This is a genomic window from Brevirhabdus pacifica, from assembly GCF_002797755.1.
Lineage (GTDB): Bacteria > Pseudomonadota > Alphaproteobacteria > Rhodobacterales > Rhodobacteraceae > Brevirhabdus > Brevirhabdus pacifica.
In genome coordinates, this window is sequence record NZ_PGFI01000011.1 from 269,744 (window position 1) to 286,392 (window position 16,649).

At 68.3% G+C, this 16,649-nt stretch carries 16 protein-coding genes; 7 read left to right on the plus strand and 9 right to left on the minus strand.

The features are described from left to right. Positions 1-4 precede the first annotated feature (4 nt). Complete coding sequence (locus CLV77_RS01495; RefSeq protein ID WP_076981053.1) at positions 5-682, minus strand: cell division ATP-binding protein FtsE; 678 nt, start codon at positions 680-682, stop codon at positions 5-7. 166 nt (positions 683-848) lie between these two features. Here CLV77_RS01495 and CLV77_RS16645 point away from each other — a divergent pair, with 166 nt between their 5' ends. Continuing rightward, the gene (locus CLV77_RS16645) at positions 849-2,126 is read left to right on the plus strand and encodes a zinc-ribbon domain-containing protein (protein WP_076979574.1); all 1,278 of its coding nucleotides are present in this window, start codon (positions 849-851) and stop codon (positions 2,124-2,126) included. Between the two features lie 108 nt (positions 2,127-2,234). Here the strand turns inward: CLV77_RS16645 and CLV77_RS01505 are convergent, their stop codons facing one another. The 5 genes from CLV77_RS01505 to CLV77_RS01520 form a co-directional block, all read right to left on the minus strand. Next, complete coding sequence (locus CLV77_RS01505; protein WP_083707743.1) at positions 2,235-5,114, minus strand: DUF4175 domain-containing protein; 2,880 nt, start codon at positions 5,112-5,114, stop codon at positions 2,235-2,237. 88 nt (positions 5,115-5,202) lie between these two features. Continuing rightward, a complete protein-coding gene (gene lysA, locus CLV77_RS01510; RefSeq protein ID WP_076979573.1) occupies positions 5,203-6,468 on the minus strand; it encodes a diaminopimelate decarboxylase in 1,266 nt (421 codons plus the stop codon). 118 nt (positions 6,469-6,586) lie between these two features. Next, positions 6,587-6,763 carry a hypothetical protein gene (locus CLV77_RS16250; protein WP_157801989.1) on the minus strand — a complete coding sequence of 59 codons (177 nt, stop codon included), beginning with the start codon at positions 6,761-6,763 and terminating at the stop codon, positions 6,587-6,589. Beyond that, positions 6,751-8,154 carry an argininosuccinate lyase gene (gene argH / locus CLV77_RS01515; RefSeq protein ID WP_076979572.1) on the minus strand — a complete coding sequence of 468 codons (1,404 nt, stop codon included), beginning with the start codon at positions 8,152-8,154 and terminating at the stop codon, positions 6,751-6,753. Before argH ends, CLV77_RS16250 begins: the two co-directional genes overlap by 13 nt. A gap of 101 nt (positions 8,155-8,255) precedes the next feature. Then, positions 8,256-8,822, minus strand: a complete 567-nt coding sequence (locus CLV77_RS01520; RefSeq protein WP_076979571.1) for a DNA-3-methyladenine glycosylase I — start codon at positions 8,820-8,822, stop codon at positions 8,256-8,258. A gap of 76 nt (positions 8,823-8,898) precedes the next feature. Here CLV77_RS01520 and CLV77_RS01525 point away from each other — a divergent pair, with 76 nt between their 5' ends. From CLV77_RS01525 to phbB, 3 genes are all read left to right on the plus strand, one after another. After that, positions 8,899-9,744, plus strand: a complete 846-nt coding sequence (locus CLV77_RS01525) for an EAL domain-containing protein (protein ID WP_076979570.1) — start codon at positions 8,899-8,901, stop codon at positions 9,742-9,744. A gap of 290 nt (positions 9,745-10,034) precedes the next feature. Continuing rightward, positions 10,035-11,210, plus strand: coding sequence for an acetyl-CoA C-acetyltransferase (locus CLV77_RS01530; protein WP_076979569.1), 1,176 nt, complete (start codon positions 10,035-10,037; stop codon positions 11,208-11,210). Positions 11,211-11,293: 83 nt separating this feature from the next. Further along, a complete protein-coding gene (gene phbB / locus CLV77_RS01535; RefSeq protein WP_076979568.1) occupies positions 11,294-12,019 on the plus strand; it encodes an acetoacetyl-CoA reductase in 726 nt (241 codons plus the stop codon). 316 nt (positions 12,020-12,335) lie between these two features. Here phbB and CLV77_RS01540 read toward each other — a convergent pair whose 3' ends face one another. From CLV77_RS01540 to CLV77_RS01550, 3 genes are all read right to left on the minus strand, one after another. Further along, positions 12,336-12,500 carry a YdcH family protein gene (locus tag CLV77_RS01540; protein ID WP_076979567.1) on the minus strand — a complete coding sequence of 55 codons (165 nt, stop codon included), beginning with the start codon at positions 12,498-12,500 and terminating at the stop codon, positions 12,336-12,338. Between the two features lie 102 nt (positions 12,501-12,602). Beyond that, positions 12,603-13,403, minus strand: coding sequence for a tRNA1(Val) (adenine(37)-N6)-methyltransferase (locus tag CLV77_RS01545; protein ID WP_236861022.1), 801 nt, complete (start codon positions 13,401-13,403; stop codon positions 12,603-12,605). A gap of 7 nt (positions 13,404-13,410) precedes the next feature. Next, complete coding sequence (locus CLV77_RS01550) at positions 13,411-13,629, minus strand: putative signal transducing protein (protein ID WP_076979566.1); 219 nt, start codon at positions 13,627-13,629, stop codon at positions 13,411-13,413. Positions 13,630-13,684: 55 nt separating this feature from the next. On the opposite strand from CLV77_RS01550, the gene CLV77_RS01555 reads away from it, so the two are divergent. The 3 genes from CLV77_RS01555 to CLV77_RS01565 all read left to right on the plus strand — a co-directional run bounded on the left by CLV77_RS01555 (position 13,685) and on the right by CLV77_RS01565 (position 16,590). Next, positions 13,685-14,683, plus strand: coding sequence for a polyprenyl synthetase family protein (locus CLV77_RS01555; protein ID WP_076981050.1), 999 nt, complete (start codon positions 13,685-13,687; stop codon positions 14,681-14,683). A gap of 70 nt (positions 14,684-14,753) precedes the next feature. Further along, positions 14,754-15,725: an N-acetyl-D-Glu racemase DgcA gene (gene dgcA / locus CLV77_RS01560; RefSeq protein WP_197685771.1), complete on the plus strand. Its 972-nt coding sequence runs from the start codon at positions 14,754-14,756 to the stop codon at positions 15,723-15,725. 13 nt (positions 15,726-15,738) lie between these two features. Further along, on the plus strand, positions 15,739-16,590 hold the full coding sequence (locus tag CLV77_RS01565) for a D-amino-acid transaminase (RefSeq protein WP_076979565.1): 852 nt from the start codon (positions 15,739-15,741) through the stop codon (positions 16,588-16,590). The last annotated feature ends 59 nt before the right edge of the window (positions 16,591-16,649 follow it).

Consider the following 16,649-nt stretch of genomic DNA (forward strand, 5'->3'; position numbering starts at 1 on the left):
GCGCTCACAGGTCCGACCCCGCCAGTTGCAGCCGGCGATTGGCGATGCGCAGGACACGCGCCGATACCTCGGCCTTGGTGGCGCGGATCAGGTTCAGATCATGGGTCGCGATGACGATGGTCTTGCCCATCTTGTTCAGCTCGACCAGCAGGGTCAGAAGGCGCAGGCTCATCTCCCAGTCGATGTTGCCGGTCGGCTCGTCCGCGATGATGACATCGGGCGACATGATGACGGCCCGCGCCAGTGCCGCGCGCTGTCGCTCGCCGCCAGAAAGTTCCGGGGGCAGGGCGCGGGCGCGCTCGGCCAGGCCGACCCAGCCCAGAAGCTCGTCCAGGTTGATGGAATCCGCGTTCATGTCGTGGCCCGAAACCTCCAGCGGCAGGGCGATATTCTCGCGCAGGCTGAGGTGGTCGAGGAACTGGCAATCCTGATGGACCACCCCGACGCGGCGGCGCAGGCGGGCGACATCGTCGCGATCCATCTGGCGCACGTCCTGGCCCAGCAGCCGCACGGTGCCCGCGCTGGGCACCAGTTCGGCGTAGCACAGTTTCAGAAAGGTGGTCTTGCCGGCACCGGAAGGGCCGGTCAGGAAGTGAAAGCTGCCCGCCCCCAATTGCAGGGACATGTCGCTGAGTAGTTCCGCGCCGCCATAGGAGTAGGCGGCGTTTTCCAGTTCGATCAATTCCGGCCCCTCGATCTGCAAGGCCGTGAGTGTCGCGCAACACGCGACGGGTTTCAATCGGAGGAAGGGTCAATTACTTTGAATTAACAGGCTTTGATTGATAAAAGCCGATGAAATCGAAGCGAGCCGGAAAATACCGGACGCCGAGCAGTGAGCGAGGTCGTAAATGCGACTGATTTGCCCGAATTGTGATGCGCAATACGAGGTGGGCGACGGCGTCATTCCGCCCGAAGGGCGCGATGTCCAGTGTTCCAATTGCGGGCACACCTGGTTCCAGGTCTCCGAAACGGCGGATGGCCGCCCGGATGAACCCGTCACCACGCCGCCACCCCATGTCGCCCAGCCGCGAAGCCGGGGCATGCGACAGGACTCGCGTATCCACGACCCGGTCGGGGGTGCGACGGCCGCTGCGGCGGCGGGTCAGGATGTGGCATCGGACGCGGCAACGGATGCCGGTTCGCCCCAGGCGGGTCAGGACAACGGCGAGGCCGCCGCCTTCTTCGGCGACGTGGCGGCCGATGCCGGCGACAGCCAGCGCGACGATACCCAGCTTTACGAGGATGACGAGGAGCTGGCCGGCAGCGCGCCGACCTCCGCCCCCGCAGCGGATGACGCGGAGGAGGACGAGTTCGAGGCCTCCCTGCGCGCTGCGCTGGGCGATGATGGCCTGCCCGAGGACGGGGATGACGAGGAGGAGGGCGGAGACCATGCGGCCCCCGACGCCGACCGCGCGACCCCCGAGGATCCCGCCGGCACATCGCTTCCCGCCGGCGGCCCGCTGTCCCAGCGCGAACAGATCCCCCGCCGCCCGCTCGATCCCGAAGTGGCCGAGGTCCTGCGCGAAGAGGCCCGCCGCGAGGCCGAGGCCCGCCGCGCCGAAATCAACCGCCTGGAAAGCCAACCCGACCTGGGCCTGGATTCGGGCGCGCCCCACGACGCGACCGCCGCCCGAAGCCGCCTGCCCAGCTGGCAGGAAGGCGATGAGCCCGAGATGCCCGCCCCTTCCGCGCAAGCCTCAGCGCAGGCCGCCGCCGAGGCCGGTGCCGCCGGAGCAGCCGCCGGTGCCCATGGCCACGCGACGGCGATCCCCGGCCGCCCGGGCGTCGATCAGGACGACCGCAGCGAGATGTTCCCCGATATCGAAGAGGTCAATTCCTCGCTGACCGCGACCACGGATCGCTCTGCCGATCCCGACGCGCCCGTCACCGAGGAGGACGCCGCCGAGGAAAGTCAGCGCACGGGCTTCCGGCTGGGGTTTCTTCTTATGGTGCTGCTGGCCGCCGCCGGGGTGGCGCTTTACCGCTTTGCCCCCGAGGTGGTCGACCGCATCCCCGAGGCGGGGCCACTGCTTGACCGCTATGTCGAGACTGTGGACGTGGCCCGCCTGCGCCTCGACGACTGGGCGCGGCTGATGGTCGAAAAGATCGGCAACCTGGGCGGCTAAACCGCATCTGGCTTCGGTGCCCTCAAGCGGGGCAGATGTTTCCACCTGCCTGGCGCCCAGCCCGGAGCGGCCCGGGTCAAGGCCGCAATCCGTGTGGGTCTGTCCGGCTCAGAACTGTTCCAGCAAGCGCCGCAGGTAATCCAGCTCCTCGCTGGGGCGGGTCTGATCGCCCGAGCGGCGGCGGATCTCGTCCAGCAACTCGCGGGCGCGGCGATAGACATCCTCGCCATCGCTCAGCGCATCGTCCGAGCCGACGCGCCCCTGGTTTCCGGCCTCGCGGCCAAGCGGATCACGCCCCTCACCCGAGGGGCCCTGGGCGCGGCCGTTCTGTTGTCCCTGTCCCTGCTGGCCCGGCTGCTGGTCGGCCATGGCGTCGCCAAGATTGCGCATGCCTTCGCGCAGGGCCTCCACGGCCTCGGACTGGCGGTCCAGCGCATCCGAGGTCAGCCCCTCGCGCAAGGCATCCTCGGCCTGGTCCATCGCCCGGCCGGCCCGGTCCAGCGCCTCGCGGGCGGCCTCGCCGGCCTCGGTGCCGGCGCCGGGAAGGTTGCGGGTCTGGCGGCTGAGCTGGTCGCGCAGGGCGCGCTGACGATCGGCAAGACCCTGGGGCCCGCCGGGCGTTGCGTCGGGATTGCCCTGGCCCTGGCCGGCGCTGCCGCCAGGCTGCCCGGGCTGATCGCCGGGGCGGGATCCGGGCTGGTTGCCCTGGCGATCGCCCGGTTGCCCCTGTCCGGGTTGCTGACCAGGTTGCTGGCCCGGCTGTTGACCGGGTTGTTGGCCCGGTTGTTGGCCCGGTTGCTGTCCGGGGCGCTGGCCTTGCTGTTGGCCCTGCTGGCCGGGGTTGAACCGCTGTTGCAGGTCGCGGAACGCCTCGTCCGACAGGTTCTGCTGTTCGCGCAGCGTCTCGGACAGGCCCTGCATCGACTGCTGGCCCTGATCGCCCTGCTGTCCCTGCTGCCCCTGCTGGCGCGAGATGCGCATGTTCTCCATCATCTGGCGAAGCTGGTCCAGAAGCTGCTGCGCCTCGGCGGTGCGGCCCTGGCGCATCAGCTCCTCGATCCGGTCCATCATCTGCTGAAGCTGGTCGCCGGTGATCTGCTGTCCCTGCTGGTCGGCCTCGGCCTGCTGGTTCTCGTCGCGGCGGGCCTGCTCGGCCATCTCGCGGATATAGTCCTGCATCGCCTCGCGCAGTTCCTGCATCAGCCGGGCGATCTCGTCCTCGGGGGCGTTGTTGCGCATGGCCTCGGACAGGCGATCCTCGGCCCGGCGCAGGCGTTCAAGGGCCGACGACAGGTCGCCATCCTCGAACATCAGCGCGGCGTTCCACAGCATCGTGGCCACCTCGTCGCGCATCGCGGGCGTCAGCCCGTTGACCACGGGCACGAGGCGCGGGGCCTCGGCGGCGCGGGGCGCGGCGGTTTTGTCCCCGATTTTGTCCTCGGGCGTGGCTGCGGCGGCGGGTGTATCCGCGCCCTCGGCCAGGGGAACGCCCCGCCCCTCCATCGCGGCTTCCAGGCGGTGCAGGGCCAGGCGCAGGCGCAGGTAGCCCTTCTCGTTCTTGATGAACCCATCGGGGTAGGCGGTCATGGCGCGCAGGATCTGTGCCACGCGCGGCGCGTTTTCGCGGGTCCACAGCAGGTCGCGGCGCTGTTCGACGATGCCGGCGGCAAGCGGGTCGTAGAAGCTTCGGCGCGGCAGGTCGATATCGGTGACCCGGACCTCGCCGGTCTGGCCGATGGCGTCGCGCACCTCCAGCCGCAGGGTGACGGGCAGGCCGGCCCAGGCATGTTCGGCAAAGCGTTCGACCAGAACCTCTTCGAAGGTCGAGCGGTCGCCGGCGATGGTCATCGGCAGGTCGATGGTGATCGGATCACGGGGTTCGGGCGTGGGAGCCAGCCCGTGGCGGCGCGGCAGGCGGGGCAGGTCAAGCTCCAGCACCGCGCTGCCGCCCTCGACACCGTGATCGTCCGTCGCGCGGAAGCCTTGCCGCATCTCGCCATCGGCGCGACCCTCGAAGGGGGCCGTGACCTCGACCGTGGGGGCCATGTCCGCCAGCACGTCGATCTGCCAGTCGCGCGGCTGCGCGCCGGTGATCCGCAGGCTTCCCGAGCGGCTGACCACCCCCTCGAAACCGCCGCCGACCAGTTCCTCGGCCTGCTGGGCCTCGGGGCCGGCCTCGGCGGTTGCCGCATCATCCGGGGCGGGCAGGGGGGCGGTCACGTCCTGTTCGACCGTGATCGCACCAAGCTGTCCGTAGAAGCGCAGCACCAACCGGCTGCCCTCGGGCAGTTCCAGCGGGCCGGACGGGATGTCGTTGAGATAGAGGCCCGGCCGACCGGTATGAAGCGGCGGCTCGACCCAGCCTTCCCAGCTGGGACCGGCGGCGACGGCTGTTCCGCCGGCGCCCGGCACGCCCGCCACGTCGCGCAGGTGCCAGACCGAGCCGAAGATCAGCGCGGCGGCAAAGGCGGTTGCCGCGATCAGGCGCAAGGCCATGGGATCGTCGCGCGCGACCCGCAGGTCGGGGCGGACCGGGCGCGCGGTCTTCAGCCGCTCGCCCATGCGGGCGACGTGGGCGGTCCAGACGGCGCGGGATCGCGGATCGTTCTGCCCGATGGCCTGGCTGTCACGCAGGGCCGCGATGGGCCGGCCCTTGAGGGTGGCGTCGATCCGGGCCAACGCCTCTTCGCGGCTGGGCCAGACGAAGCGCCGGAGGCCACGAAAACCCAGCCAGCCCGCCAGCAACAGGACCGCACCGCCGGCGAGGACGAGCGCGCGGGCCGAAAGCGGCGCCGCCCCGCCCAGCATCACCGCCGCCAGTGTTGCCAGGATCAGTGTCCAGAGGGGCCAGAAGGCGCGGGTGATCCGTTCGGCCAGCATACCGGCCCGCGTCACCACGAGGGGGCGGGCCAGGCTGCGCAGTGCCGCGGCGGCGTCCCGGTCGGGGCCGGGTTCGCGCGGCTGGGCGTCGGGGTGGTTCGGATCCATCGCTCACTCCGGGGCCGCGGTGACCCCGGACAGTCGCGTCGCGGCGCGTCCCGAGGGCGCTGCGGGCGGAATCAGAGGGCGCGCGGGGCTATAGCCACTCGGGCAGCTTATCGCGGTTGATGATGTCGTCATAGGTAGGCCGGGGACGAATTACGGCAAATTGATCCCCGCGCACCAGAACCTCGGGGATGAGGGGGCGGGTGTTGTATTCCGACGACATGACCGCGCCATAGGCCCCGGCCGAGCGGAAGGCGACCAGATCCCCCGAGGCGAGCGGCGGCATCGGACGCTGCTTGGCGAATGTGTCGCCGCTTTCGCAGACCGGGCCGACGATGTCGATCGGTGCCAGCGGGGTGTCGGAGGACGGCTCAATAAGCGGCACGATGTCGTGGTAGGCGCCGTACATCGACGGGCGCAGCAGGTCGTTCATCGCGGCGTCCACGATCAGGAAATCGCGCCCTTCGCCAGACTTGAGGTAGATGACCGACGATACCAGGATGCCCGCGTTGCCCGCGATCAGGCGACCCGGCTCGATCTCGATCTCGCAATCCAGGTGGCCGAGGGTGCGGCGTACCATGTCGCCGTAATCCTGCGGCAGGGGCGGCACCTCGTTCGAGCGGGTGTAGGGGATGCCCAGCCCGCCGCCCAGGTCGAGGCGGCGGATGTCGTGCCCCTCGGCGCGCAGCTGGCGGGTCAGCTCGGCGACCTTGGTGTAAGCCTGTTCGAACGGCTCCAGCTCGACCAGCTGGCTGCCGATGTGCACGTCGATGCCGACCACCTCGAGGCCCGGCAGCGCCGCGGCCTCGGCAAAGACAGCACTGGCGCGCGAGATCGGAATGCCGAACTTGTTCTCGGACTTGCCGGTGGCGATCTTCTCATGGGTGCGGGCATCGACATCGGGGTTGATGCGGATGGTGACGGGGGCCACCTTGCCCATGCTTTCGGCAACACCGGACAGCAGGGCCATCTCGGGCTCGGACTCGATGTTGAACTGGCGGATGCCACCCTCAAGCGCCTGGCGCATCTCGGCCTCGGTCTTGCCGACACCGGAAAAGACGATGCGTTCGCCGGGGACGCCGGCGGCGCGGGCACGGGCGTATTCGCCGCCCGAGACCACATCCATCCCGGCCCCGGCATCGGCCAGAAGCTTCAGCACGGCCTGGTTGGAATTCGACTTCATCGCGAAGCAGACCAGGTGATCCATGCCCGACAGCGCCTCGTCGAACAGGCGGAAATGGCGCAGAAGCGTGGCCTCGGAATAGATGTAGACGGGGGTGCCGACCGCGCGGGCGATCTCGGACACGGGCACATCCTCGGCATGAAGCTGGCCGTCCCTGTAAAGAAAATGATCCATCCCGTCGGTCCTTCTGATGGTCGTGGTCGTGACGATCCGCAGGGCGCCCTGGCGCCGTTCGTGCGGGTCATAGCAGATGCGCGGGGCGGATCAATCGCCGCCCTTGGCCCGGGCGTCCCTACTCGGTGAGGGGTTTGGGAAAGACCTCAGGCGTGGCGGGGGTCTTTTCGACCGGCGCCGCGTCGGGGTCGGTGCCGGGCGGCACGGGGCGGCCGTCGACGCCGCATCCCGCAAGCCCCAGCAGCATCAGGGCCGCAATCCCCCCGAGGGCGGCGCGCAACTTCACGCGGTCCATCCGGCCTGGACCTCGCGCCAGCGGGCGACCTGCTTGCGCACCTGGGCGGGTGCCGTGCCCCCGTAGGAGACGCGGCTTGCGACCGAGTTCTCGACCCCCAGCACGTCGAAGACGCCCTGGGTGATGGCAGGGTTCACCGACTGCATCTCTTCCAGGGTCAGGTCCGGCAGGTCACAGCCCTTCTTCTCGGCCATCGCGACCAGCGCGCCGGTCGCGTGGTGGGCGTCGCGGAACGGCAGCCCCGCCTCGCGCACCAGCCAGTCGGCCAGGTCCGTCGCGGTCGAGAAGCCCGAGCCTGCGGCGGCGGCCAGGGACTCGCGGTTGGCGGTCATGTCGCGCACCATCCCCTCCATCGCGGCCAGCGCCAGCATCAGGCTGTCGGCGGCATCGAAGACCTGTTCCTTGTCTTCCTGCATGTCCTTGGAATAGGCCAGCGGCAGGCCCTTCATCACCGTGAACAGCGCCACCATTGCCCCCAGGATCCGACCGATCTTGGCGCGGATCAGTTCGGCCGCGTCGGGGTTCTTCTTCTGCGGCATGATCGACGAGCCGGTCGAGAACCGGTCCGACAGCGCGACAAAGCGGAACTGGGCCGAGGACCAGATCACCAGCTCTTCGGCGAAACGGCTGAGGTGCATGGCGCAGATGGTCGCCGCCGACAGGTAATCCAGCGCGAAATCGCGATCCGACACCGCGTCGAGCGAGTTTGCCGAGGGCCGGTCGAAGCCCAGCGCCTCTGCCGTCACGTGCCGGTCGATCGGGAAGGACGTGCCCGCAAGTGCCGCAGCGCCCAGGGGGCATTCGTTCATCCGAACCCGGGCGTCGCGGAAGCGCGAAAGATCCCGGCCGAACATCTCGACATAGGCCATCATGTGGTGGCCCCAAGTGACGGGCTGCGCGGTCTGAAGATGGGTGAAGCCGGGCATGACCCAGTCGGCGCCGGCCTCGGCCTGGCCCAGAAGCGCGTCGATCAGAGCCTCAAGGCCACGGGTTGCGGCATCGATCTGGTCGCGGGTCCACAGCTTGAAATCCGTTGCAACCTGGTCGTTGCGCGACCGGGCGGTGTGCAGCCGGCCGGCCGCGTCGCCGATGCGCTCGCGCAGGCGGCTCTCGACGTTCATGTGGATGTCCTCGAGCGCGGTCGAGAAGGGAAAATCCCCCTGTTCGATTTCGCCCAGGATGGCGGTCAGCCCCTCGCCGATGGCGTCGGCGTCGGCCTCGCTGAGGATGCCCGAAGCGGCCAGCATCGCGGCATGGGCGCGCGACCCGGCGATGTCCTGGGCGTAGAGGCGCTTGTCAAACCCGATCGAGGCGTTGATCGCCTCCATGATGGCATCGGGTCCGGCGGCAAAGCGGCCGCCCCACATCGTGTTCTGGGTCTTGTCGGTCATCGGTGGCGGCCTCTGGTGGCTGTTTGGGCGTGCGAACCCTCTACACAAGGGCGCAGCCCTGTGCAAATGGCGCGCACACGCCTTGGGCCCATCGCGGGATGCTACCCGGCCAGCTCGGCGTGGCGAGGACAGTCGGCGACGTGATCGTTGATCAGCCCCGCCGCCTGCATGAAGGCATAGGTCGTGGTCGGCCCGCAAAAGCGGAACCCCTCGGCCTTGAGCTTCTTGGCCAGCGCGGTGGCCTCGGGCGTGACGGAAGGCAGGTCGGCATGCTGCCGCCGCCCCTCCTGTCGCGGGGTGCCGCCGACGCTGTCCCAGACCAGGTCCGAGAAGGCGCCGGGCCGGGCCTCTTCCAGCCGGCACCACTGGCGGGCGTTCGACAGGGTGGCCTCGATCTTGCCGCGGTGACGGACGATGCCGGCATCGCCCAGCAGACGCTCGACCTCGGGCGCGCCCCAGCCGGCCAGGATCTGGGGCCGGAACCCGGCAAAGGCAGCGCGGAAATTCTCGCGCTTGCGCAGGATGGTGATCCAGCTCAGCCCGGCCTGGAACCCCTCCAGCGTCAGCATCTCGAAAAGCTCGCGGCTGTCGCGCCGGGGCACGCCCCATTCGCGATCGTGATACTCGACGTAAAGCGGGTCATCGCCGCACCATTCGCATCTTGGCATGTTCGCCCCCCACGTCCCGTTTCACCGCTTCTTAAAGCTTATCGCCCACACCGGAGGACGAGCAAAGGGGAAGATCATGCATCATCCGGAAGTCTACAACGGGGAAGAACCGGGCGATCCCATCGGCGTCGCGGTCGCCAAGCGGGATGCCCGGACATTGGACATGGTCCAGGCCGCGATCCTGTCCGACAACGTGCTGCTGGCCTACCAGCCGGTGGTCCAGGCCGCCGATCCCGGTCGCGTCGCCTTTCACGAGGGGCTGATCCGCGTCGTCGATCCCGGCGGGCGGGTGATCCCGGCGCGCAATTTCGTGGGCGTGGCCGAAACGCTGGAACTTGGGCGCCAGATCGACTGCCGCTCGCTGGAACTGGGCCTGCGCGCCCTGGCCGAGAACGAGATGCTGCGCCTGTCGATCAACATGTCCGCCCGCTCGGTCGGATACGAACCCTGGGTGCAGACGCTGGAACGCGGCCTTGGACGGTCGTCGACCGTGGCCGAGCGGCTGATCCTCGAAATCACGGAATCCTCGGCCATCGTGATGCCCGATGTGGTCTCGTTCTTCATGCGGCGGTTGCAGGCGCGGGGGATCTCCTTCGCGCTGGACGATTTCGGCTCGGGCTACACCGCTTTCCGGCACCTCCGCGACCTTTACTTCGACATCGTCAAGATCGACGGGCAGTTCATCCGCAATATTCATGCCGAGCCCGATAACCAGGTATTGGCCCAGGCGCTGGTCTCGATCGCGCGCCATTTCGACATGTTCACCGTTGCCGAATCGGTCGAACGGGCCGCCGATGCCGAATTTCTGCGCGAGACTGGTGTCGATTGCCTGCAGGGCTATTATTACGGGGCGCCGACCATCCGCCCGGCCTGGGACAAGACCCGGGTCACTGGCGGGCGGGGCGACCTGCGGCAGGCCTGATCGGCCCGGGGTAGGGCGGCCGGGGACTGGTTGGGTCGGCGAGTGGGCCGAGGCGTGCGGGGCGCTTGTCCCAAGTGCGCCGGTCGGGCCCGGAAAGGGGCCTTGGTTCCGCGTGTCAGTGGGGCGCGGGCCAAGCCCCGGGGCTGGGCCCGCGCCATGTTGCGCCCGCAACATTCCTCTCGCAGATGCAGCAAGCCGGGTATGCGAAAGGGCCCAAAGGCGGTATAGACAGGCCATCTGTTCGCCCGCGAACCTTTCCGCGCATTAACCTAACCCCGGAGTTTTCCTGAATGACCAACGTAGTGATCGCCTCTGCCGCACGCACGGCCGTCGGCAGCTTCAACGGCGCCTTCGCCGACACCCCCGCCCACGAGCTGGGCGCCACCGTCCTGAAGGAGCTGGTCGCCCGCGCCGGTGTCGAGGCCGCCGATGTCGACGAGACGATCCTGGGTCAGGTGCTGACCGCCGGGCAGGGACAGAACCCGCCCCGCCAGGCCCACATCCTGGCCGGTCTGCCGCAGGAAAGCGCCGCCTGGGGCATCAACCAGGTCTGCGGTTCGGGCCTGCGCGCCGTGGCGCTGGCCGCCCAGCACATCCAGCTGGGTGACGCGGGCATCGTCGCCGCAGGCGGCATGGAAAGCATGAGCCTTTCGCCCCATGTCGCGCACATGCGCTCGGGCCAGAAGATGGGCGACATGAAGTTCATCGACTCGATGATCCGCGACGGCCTCTGGGATGCCTTCAACGGCTATCACATGGGTCAGACCGCCGAGAACGTCGCCGAGAAATGGCAGATCAGCCGCGACCAGCAGGACGAGTTCGCCGTCGCCAGCCAGAACAAGGCCGAGGCCGCCCAGAAAGCCGGCAAGTTCGCCGACGAGATCGTCGCCTTCACCGTCAAGACCCGCAAAGGTGACATCGTCGTCGACCAGGACGAGTATATCCGCCACGGGGCCACGATCGAGGCGATGCAGAAACTGCGGCCTGCCTTCGCCAAGGATGGCAGCGTCACCGCCGCCAACGCCTCGGGTCTGAACGACGGCGCGGCCGGCGCGCTGCTGATGACCGCCGACGAGGCAGAGCGCCGGGGCATCGAACCGCTGGCGCGCATCGTCTCCTACGCGACCGCCGGCTTGGACCCCGCGATCATGGGCGTCGGCCCGATCCATGCCTCGCGCAAGGCGCTGGAAAAGGCCGGCTGGAAGCCCACCGACCTGGACCTGGTCGAGGCGAACGAGGCGTTCGCTGCCCAGGCCTGCGCCGTCAACAAGGACATGGGCTGGGACCCGGCGGTCGTGAACGTCAACGGTGGCGCCATCGCCATCGGCCACCCCATCGGCGCCTCTGGCGCGCGCGTCCTCAACACCCTCCTGTTCGAGATGAAGCGCCGGGGCGCCAAGAAGGGCCTTGCTACCCTGTGCATCGGCGGTGGCATGGGTGTTGCCATGTGCGTCGAACGCCCCTGACCCCAAAAAGCGCGCGCAATATTATTGCGCGCGCTTTTAATATTGAGTAACACAATTACCTGTAGACTTTCCGGGAGGAACACATGAGCAGAGTAGCACTCGTCACCGGCGGCTCGCGCGGCATCGGGGCGGCGATCTCGACCGCGTTGAAGAAGGCCGGCTATTCGGTGGCGGCCACCTACGCGGGCAACGACGACAAGGCGCGCGCTTTCACCGACGAGACGGGGATCAAGACCTACAAGTGGAACGTGGCCGATTACGACGCCTGCGTCGACGGCATCCACCAGGTCGAAGGGGATCTTGGCCCGGTCGAGGTGCTGGTCAACAACGCCGGGATCACCCGCGACGCGCCCTTCCACAAGATGACCCCCGAGCAGTGGAAAGAGGTGATGGATACCAACCTGTCCGGTGTCTTCAACATGACCCACCCGGTCTGGCCCGGGATGCGCGAACGCAAGTTCGGCCGCATCATCACCATCAGCTCGATCAACGGGCAGAAGGGCCAGTTCGCCCAGACCAACTATGCCGCGGCCAAGGCCGGCGACATCGGTTTCACCAAGGCGCTGGCCCAGGAAGGCGCCCGCGCCGGCATCACGGTCAACGCGATCTGCCCCGGCTACATCAACACCGAGATGATGAGCACCATCCCCGAAAAGGTGATGAACGAGGTGATCCTGCCGCAGATCCCCGTCGGTCGCCTGGGCGAAGCCGACGAGATCGCCCGTGCGGTGGTTTTCCTGGCATCCGACGACGCGGGGTTCATCACCGGATCGACCCTGACCGCCAACGGCGGCCAGTACATGGCCTGAGCCACGGCCGGCTTTTGCCGTCCATCGCCCGAAACCACGGCGCCGTCCCTCCGGGGCGGCGCTGTTTTCGTTTCAAAGGGGGTATCGCGCCCTCACCAAGGGCTTGAGCGATTTGGAATGTCGAAAGGGGGAGGGACGTGGGCCCGGCGGGCCGAGACATGTGGAGCACCCCTAAAGGGCAGCCGGCGGTTTTTGCAAATCAGCGTCGGGAACATGTCCCGACGCCGGAAGTCTTTCCAGGAAGTTTCCACGTGGCCGGGCTTGCAGGTGCCTTTCAGGGCGCAGCCGCGGCCTTGGTTGGCCGGGTGTGAACCGGCTAGCGACTGAGCCTTTCGATCTCTTCCTTGAGTCTCAATTTCTGTTTCTTGAGTTCAGCGATCCGAAGAGCGTCTACCGAGGGGCTGCGATGCGCCTCCTTGACCTCGTCGTTAAGAGTTTGATGCTTCTTGCGGAGTTCCTGCACATGCGAACTCAATGCCATTCCGAAGTCTCCTCTTGCTGTAGAACTAGAGTGCAGCACATTTGGCGAGTCGTGTCACCTATGGCGCTGCGTCCCTTCGATATGGGATGTCGCAAAATTCTTTCAATTTGATCGAAAAGCTGTCAGCGGCTCTCCGCCACGCAATATTCGCAAAGTCTCGGGGCTGAAGGCGCCGCCCCCATCCTCGTGGTCGGCGCCTTCGTGCATGACCAGCGGGGGCAGCAGGCGGAAGGCGCCGCGCCCACCCTTGCGGCCCAGCAGCAGAATGCGTCCGGCAGGCCGCCCGGCGCGCCCCGCCAGCGGCAGGACCGAGACCGTGCCGATCCGTCCGTCCAAGGCCCGCAGCAGGTCTGGCAGACGTTCGGCCAGGTGCACGACGCCCAGCCAGCCGCCGGGCCGCAGCCGCCGGGTGGCGGCATCGGTCCATGTGGCGAGGGGCAGATCCTCGCGGTTGGCGGTCTCCCGCCCGGGGTCGGCGGCGGGGGTGCCGTCGCCCGTGGCAAAGAAGGGCGGGTTCATCATCACGTGATCGAAGCTGCGCCGCGCCTCGGGCGGCAGGCGGGCCAGATCGGCGGTCAGCACCTCCATCGCGATCCCGTTGCGGGCGGCGTTGCGCCGGGCCAGCGCGGCATAGGCCGGCTGCAACTCGACCCCGGTGGGGCGGGCGCCGGTGCGATGGGCCAGGCACAGCGACGCGACGCCAGCGCCACAGCCCAGTTCCAGAACCTCCTCCCCCTCGCGGGTGGGCATCGCGGCGGCCAGCATCACGGGGTCCGTCGCGGCCCTGTATCCACGGCGCGGTTGCAGGATCTGCAGGGCGCCGCCAAGGAACCCGTCGTCGGTCAGGTCGTCATCCGGGGGCGTGTCGCCTTGGCCGGGCGGGGGGCTGTCGGGCAGGGTCACGGATGCCTCAGCCGGCGGAGGGGTGCAGATCATTGTCGCGCAGGATGGCGCGCGCCAAGTGCAGATCCTCGCCGCGCACCATCAGGCGCCGGGGCAGGACGCCGATCGATCCTTCCAGCACGCTCATGTGGACGTCCATCTGAAACGTCTCTATATCCTCGCCCTTGAGGAGGGCCGAGGCGAAGGCGATGACCGTCGGGTCGTTGCTGCGCAAAAGCTCTTTCATGAGAGTGACTAAAGGACAGACCGCCGGGTTTGTCCATCGGAACGGCAGGGTGGACATGGGACTCGATACCGCGATTGCGAAGCCGCACGACGAACTTCGGTCACTGCTTGCCGGGGACCTGGACGCCGTCAACCACCTGATCCGCGAGCGCATGGCCTCGGAGCACGCGCCGCGCATCCCCGAGGTGACGGCCCATCTGGTCGAGGCGGGCGGCAAGCGGGTGCGCCCGATGCTGACCCTCGCGGCGGCGCGCATGTGCGGCTATGACGGGGCCCATCACGTCAAGCTTGCCGCGACGGTCGAGTTCATCCACACCGCGACGCTTCTGCATGACGACGTGGTCGACGAAAGCGGCCAGCGGCGCGGCCGGCCCTCGGCCAACCTGCTTTGGGACAACAAGTCCAGCGTGCTTGTGGGCGACTATCTTTTCGCGCGCTCCTTCCAGCTGATGATCGAGACGGGATCGATGCGGGTCCTCGACATCCTGGCCAACGCCAGCGCCACCATCGCCGAGGGCGAGGTGCTGCAACTGACTGCGGCGCAGGACCTGGCCACTGACGAGGCGACCTATATCCAAATCGTGCGCGGCAAGACGGCGGCCCTTTTCGCGGCCGCGACCGAGGTCGGCGGCGTCATCGCCGGCGCCCCCGAGGACCAGGTCGCCGCCCTTCATGCCTATGGCGACGCGCTGGGCATCGCCTTCCAGATCGCCGACGATCTTCTGGATTACGGCGGCACCGCCGCCATCGGCAAGAACATCGGCGACGATTTCCGCGAGCGGAAGATGACCCTGCCGGTGATCCACGCCGTCGCGGCGGCAGAAGGCGAAGAGGCCGCGTTCTGGAATCGCGTCATCGCCCGGGGCCGCCAGCAGGAGGGCGATCTGGAGCAGGCGATCGAGCTCTTCCGCCGTCACGGATCGCTGGACGCCACCCGCGACAAGGCTCTGGGCTGGGCCAAGAAGGCCAAGGATGCGCTGGCGCCGCTGCCCGAGGGGCGCATCCGCGAGCTGATGCGCGACCTGGCCGATTACGTCGTCGAGCGGATCAACTGATCCATCCCCTTTTCCCGCGCCGCCCCCGCCGCGGGGTGCCGCGCCGCTGACCAACCGCCGGAGACCGCGCGTGCCCAGCAGCCTGACCGTCACCGCCGAAAGCTTCCGGCTGAGCGAGACCTTCACCATTTCCCGCGGCTCCCGCGACCGGGCCGAGGTGCTTTGCGTCCGTATCGCCGCTGACGGCTTCGAAGGGCGGGGCGAATGTGTCCCCTATGCGCGCAACGGTGAAAGCCTTGCCTCGGTGACGGCGCAGATCGCCGCACTGGACCCGGTGCCTGACCGGCGCAGCCTGCAAGAGATGCTGTCGCCGGGTGCCGCGCGCAACGCGGTGGACTGTGCCCTTTGGGACCTGGAGGCCAAGCGCACGGGCCGACGCGCCTGGGAGCTGGCGGGGCTGGAGGCGCCGGGGCCGGTCCAGACCGCCTTCACCCTGTCGCTGGCCGCCCCCGACGCGATGGAGGCCGCCGCCCGTCGCCATGCCCATCGCCCGCTGCTGAAGGTCAAACTGGGCACGCCCGACGACATGCCGCGCCTTGAGGCCGTGCGCCGGGGTGCCCCCCGCGCGCGCATCATCGTCGATGCCAACGAAGGCTGGAGCGCCGGGATCTACGCCGATCTTGCCCCGCACCTGGCGCGGCTGGGCGTGGCGCTGGTCGAACAGCCCCTGCCTGCGGGCCAGGACGCCGAGCTGGACGGGCTGGCCCGCCCGGTGCCGCTTTGTGCCGACGAATCCTGCCACACCCGGGCCGGCCTGGCCGAACTGTCGGGCCGCTATGACATGGTCAACATCAAGCTGGACAAGACCGGCGGCCTGACCGAGGCGCTGGCCCTGCGCGTCGAGGCACGGGCGGCGGGCTTTGGCATCATGGTCGGCTGCATGGTCGGCACCTCGCTTGCCATGGCGCCCGCGACCCTGCTTGCGCAGGGGGCCGAGCTGACGGACCTTGACGGGCCGCTTCTGCTGGCCGAAGACCGCAACCGACCACTTCATTACGATCAGGCCGGAGTGCACCCGCCCGAGGCGGAGCTCTGGGGATGAGAAAGGAAGCTCAATGAGCCGCATCGTCTATGTGAACGGAGACTACCTTCCCGAGGAAGAGGCCAAGATCTCGATCTTCGACCGTGGCTTCCTGATGGCCGACGGGGTCTACGAGGTCACCAGCGTGCTGGACGGCAAGCTGCTGGAGTTCGAGGGCCACCTGAACCGGCTGAAACGCTCCCTGTCCGAGCTGGACATGGCCCAGCCGCCGCAGTTCGATGACCTACTCGAGATCCACCGCAAGCTGGTCGCCGACAACGACGTGACCGAAGGCGGCGTCTACCTTCAGATCACGCGCGGCGCGGCTGATCGCGATTTCGCCTATCCCAAGGACGCGACGCCGACGATGGTGCTGTTCACCCAGTCCAAGGTGGTCGAACACGCCCCCGCCGCCCAGACCGGGATCAAGGTCATCTCGATCGAGGATATCCGCTGGGGCCGTCGCGACATCAAGACGGTGCAGCTTCTCTACCCGTCGATGGGCAAGATGATGGCCAAGGCCGCCGGCAAGGATGACGCCTGGATGGTCGAGGATGGCGAGGTGACCGAGGGCACATCGAACAACGCCTATATCGTGAAGGGCAACACGATCATCACCCGGGCGCTTTCCAACGACATCCTGCACGGCATCACCCGTGCCAGTGTCCTGCGTTACGCCCGCGAAGCCCAGATGAGGGTCGAAGAGCGCAGCTTCACCATCGAAGAGGCCCAAGCCGCAGACGAGGCCTTCATCACCTCGGCCTCGACCTTCGTGATGCCGGTGGTCGAGATCGACGGCGAGGCGATCGGCGAAGGCGCCCCCGGCGCCCACGCCAAGCGCCTGCGCGAAATCTACATCGAGGAAAGCCGCAAGCGCGCGGTCTGACCGCCCCGGGGCGCCGGCACCCTCCAATCGAAACCCCGCCGGTGGCAGCCACCGGCGGG